5 protein-coding genes are annotated in these 2,923 nt (G+C 60.6%); 4 read left to right on the forward strand and 1 reads right to left on the reverse strand.

The features are described 5' to 3' along the window. The first annotated feature begins 224 nt into the window (after positions 1 to 224). From RMO81_RS11690 to RMO81_RS11705, 4 genes are all read left to right on the forward strand, one after another. Positions 225 to 446 carry a hypothetical protein gene (locus tag RMO81_RS11690; RefSeq protein ID WP_310476059.1) on the forward strand — a complete coding sequence of 74 codons (222 nt, stop codon included), beginning with the start codon at positions 225 to 227 and terminating at the stop codon, positions 444 to 446. Between the two features lie 133 nt (positions 447 to 579). After that, positions 580 to 837 carry a CopG family transcriptional regulator gene (locus tag RMO81_RS11695; RefSeq protein WP_310476060.1) on the forward strand — a complete coding sequence of 86 codons (258 nt, stop codon included), beginning with the start codon at positions 580 to 582 and terminating at the stop codon, positions 835 to 837. Next, positions 834 to 1,148 (forward strand): type II toxin-antitoxin system RelE/ParE family toxin, encoded by a 315-nt coding sequence (locus RMO81_RS11700; protein ID WP_310476061.1) that lies wholly within the window; start codon positions 834 to 836, stop codon positions 1,146 to 1,148. Before RMO81_RS11695 ends, RMO81_RS11700 begins: the two co-directional genes overlap by 4 nt. A gap of 181 nt (positions 1,149 to 1,329) precedes the next feature. Then, positions 1,330 to 2,052, forward strand: a complete 723-nt coding sequence (locus RMO81_RS11705; protein ID WP_310476062.1) for a hypothetical protein — start codon at positions 1,330 to 1,332, stop codon at positions 2,050 to 2,052. Between the two features lie 75 nt (positions 2,053 to 2,127). Here RMO81_RS11705 and RMO81_RS11710 read toward each other — a convergent pair. Then, positions 2,128 to 2,923, reverse strand: a 796-nt coding sequence (locus tag RMO81_RS11710) for an EI24 domain-containing protein (RefSeq protein WP_310476063.1), incomplete at its 5' end; no start/stop codon positions are given.

Consider the following 2,923-nt stretch of genomic DNA (forward strand, 5'->3'; position numbering starts at 1 on the left):
CTTCATCGATCTTGTCGCGCAGGTAATTCGGATAGGCATCACGAAGGAAGGCGCGCACTTCGTTCCGGAAGGCATTGTCTTCGGCGCTGAAATTCAGATCCATGGTTTCACTCCCCAGCTCACAGGTTGACGTTTACGTAAACCCGAATCGGAAGCGCGGCAAGCCTGTGAATAATGTCGCTGCGGCGTCTTGTGCCGGGGACCGTGGTCCCCACATTCAAACCATGCTCAACATCCTCTCGCTCCTGATCGGCCTCTTCGCGCTGGGCCTCGCCATCTTCGCCTTCCTGCCCTTCCTGGGCTGGGCCAACTGGGCGATCATCCCGCTGGCGATGGTCGGGTTGGGGCTAGGCTTCCTGTCCAGCAAGGACTCCGGGAAGAACCTCAACCTGATCGTGATCGTGGTCGGCGCGTTCCGGCTGTTCATGGGCGGCGGGGTGTTGTGAGGTTGTTCTAGAAGAAGAGGCCTCCGGCGGGCAGGGCCTGAGGCCCTGCACCCACTTTTGTTTTTGCGCGGGCTTGTGGCGCCGGTGATTTGCATGTGCTAGTTTGTGTACAAATCGGCACAAGAGGATTGTGATGATGACGTCCACAACGATGACCATCCGGGTGACAGCTGAAGCCAAGGAACGCCTTGAACAGCTGGCGCGCATCACACGCCGCAGCCGATCCTTTCTCGCGGCCGAAGCGGTCGATCGCTATCTGAACACGGAACAGGCGATCATCGACGGCATCAAACGGGGCCAGGCAGACGTCGCCGCCGGCCATCTGGTCACCAACGATGCGGCCTTTGCCGAGCTGACCGCCGCCATTGCCGGACGCGACGGCAATCGGTGAAACGGCCAATCCTCTGGTCCCGCGACGCGCTCGACGATCTCAAACGGCAACTGATCTTCATCGCTGCCGACAATCCGGCGGCGGCCGAACGGGTTGTCGATCGACTGCGCGCCACGGCAGCCGGGCTCGAAGACTTTGCCACCGGGCGCCCGGGCCGCGTAACCGGCACCTACGAAAAATCTGTGACCGGCCTGGCCGATATCATCGCCTATGAAATCATCCCCCACAGCGCCGGCGAAGCCATCGTGATCCTGCGCGTGATCCACAGTGCGCGAGACTGGCCGGATGAGACTTGGCCCTCGGATGAGTGACGGGCCTTTCGGCAAACCTGCTTGTGGGCTCTTGCGGCCATCCGAAGGGAAAAGAGCGGCCTCCGGCAGGCAGGGCCTGAGGCCCTGCACCCACTTTCGTTTTGCTTCGCGCTCACTCTCCAACGTAGCCCGGCGCTTGACTCGGGGTCCCACTAACTTGGCGACAAGTGTAGAGGCTGCCATGATGAACGGTAACGTCAGCAGGAATGGTACCATGCAGAGGTTTGACTGGATCGATTTTGGCTACAGTTGGAACGAAGAATGGCCCGACAAAACAGTTGATCTCGATCTTCACCGATCCACTGCTTCCCTGCTGTCACAGATGCTGAGGAAAAGACCGTTTGAAAAGCGAAAGATCTTTTTGTGGATGACCAGAAGCGATGCGCAGGCGCAGGCCAGCGACGGCGTATTTCATATCTCGGTTCCGTTTGACTTTAATGCGTATCGCAGAGCTAAAGACGCCCGCAAACTTGCGTTGTTTTCGGAATTTTTGCTCAATGCGATTGCAACTGCGGCGCCTACCCTCGTCGCGCCGAGCGAAATCGCACCACTGACCGAGAAACTGTCGGCCAACAATTACACATACCGCAGAGAGGATGTTGTTCCGGTCAAAGGTCTGGATGGCATCGAAAGTTGCAAGGCCCGCTTTGTGCATTCTCCCCAATGCGTAAGGTGTGATCTATCCTTCAATCGAGGAAGTGTGGCAATTTCTTTGCCAGAAGGTGCGTTTCGGAGAGACGAATACGATTATGGCCGTTCCGTTTCCGCCTGCGTTTTTGACGGGCCAAGGGTATTAGTGGAGACAAGCAAGGGCAACTTCACATTCCTGCTCGACAGTGCCGAAACCCGCTCTTTGCGGCTGGCCGCATCACCCGATGTCTTTTGGGGCAAACCAAAAAATTAAATCAGTGTTCCCGCTGTAGAGTGGGCCGCCCGAAAACAGATCGGGTGCAGGGTCTGCGACCCTGCCCGCCGGAGGCTATTCTGGCTTCTTCGCCTTCGCTTCGTCTTCCCGTTCCCGGTGGAAGATGTGCGTCGCCATCATCGCGCCCATCACTGGCGCGACCAGGTTGAGCACGGGCACCGCGAACAGCCCGGCGGTGCCGATGCCGATGCCCCATGAATCCCATTTGTGCTGCCCCGGCCAGGCGCGGGATTCGCCCAGCGGCACGTGGCGGGCGGCGACGGCTTCGAGATATTCGCGGCCCAGGGCCCAGCCGTTGGCGATGATGAACAGGATGATCGGCCCGATGCCGGTGACGAGGAGGAGCAGGTAGGCGGGCAGCAGAGCCATGTTGATCAGGGCGACTCTGATCGCCGCACGGCCGCCCATGGCGAGTTCGACGCCGAGGCCGAGCGCGTGGCCTTTGGCGTGCGGGTAGTAGCGGGTTTCGACGGCGACGATGATCTCGTCCTGCCACATCGCCATCACGGCGGTGGCAATGCTGGTGAAGCCGAGCCATGTCAGCAGCATGGAGAGCAGGAAGGCTGCGGCATCGCCGGCGCCGTTGGTCCAGAAGGTGCGCAGCCATGCTGGCCAGCCATTGGTTTCGATGGCGGCGATACCGGTGAACACCGCCCAGCTAAGGCCGGCGAACAGGATAAGCGTGAGCAGCAGGGCGCGCAGCAGGATGCGGCGGATGGCCGGGTCCCACAACTGGGCAAAGCTGAGGATGAAGGCGGCGGGCTGGGCGTCTCGGTTCGGGTTTAAGACTCCCTCCACCTTGTGGGGAGGGTCGACTCGCGCGGCACGCGCGGCGGGGTGGGGGTGCGCA

The organism is Sandarakinorhabdus sp. (genome assembly GCF_031422795.1).
GTDB lineage: Bacteria > Pseudomonadota > Alphaproteobacteria > Sphingomonadales > Sphingomonadaceae > Sandarakinorhabdus.

Coding starts and splice junctions, on each gene's coding strand:
- RMO81_RS11690 (WP_310476059.1), top strand. CDS start 225: ATGCTCAACATCCTCTCGCTCCTGATCGGCCTCTTCGCGCTGGGCCTC.
- RMO81_RS11695 (WP_310476060.1), top strand. CDS start 580: ATGATGACGTCCACAACGATGACCATCCGGGTGACAGCTGAAGCCAAG.
- RMO81_RS11705 (WP_310476062.1), top strand. CDS start 1,330: ATGATGAACGGTAACGTCAGCAGGAATGGTACCATGCAGAGGTTTGAC.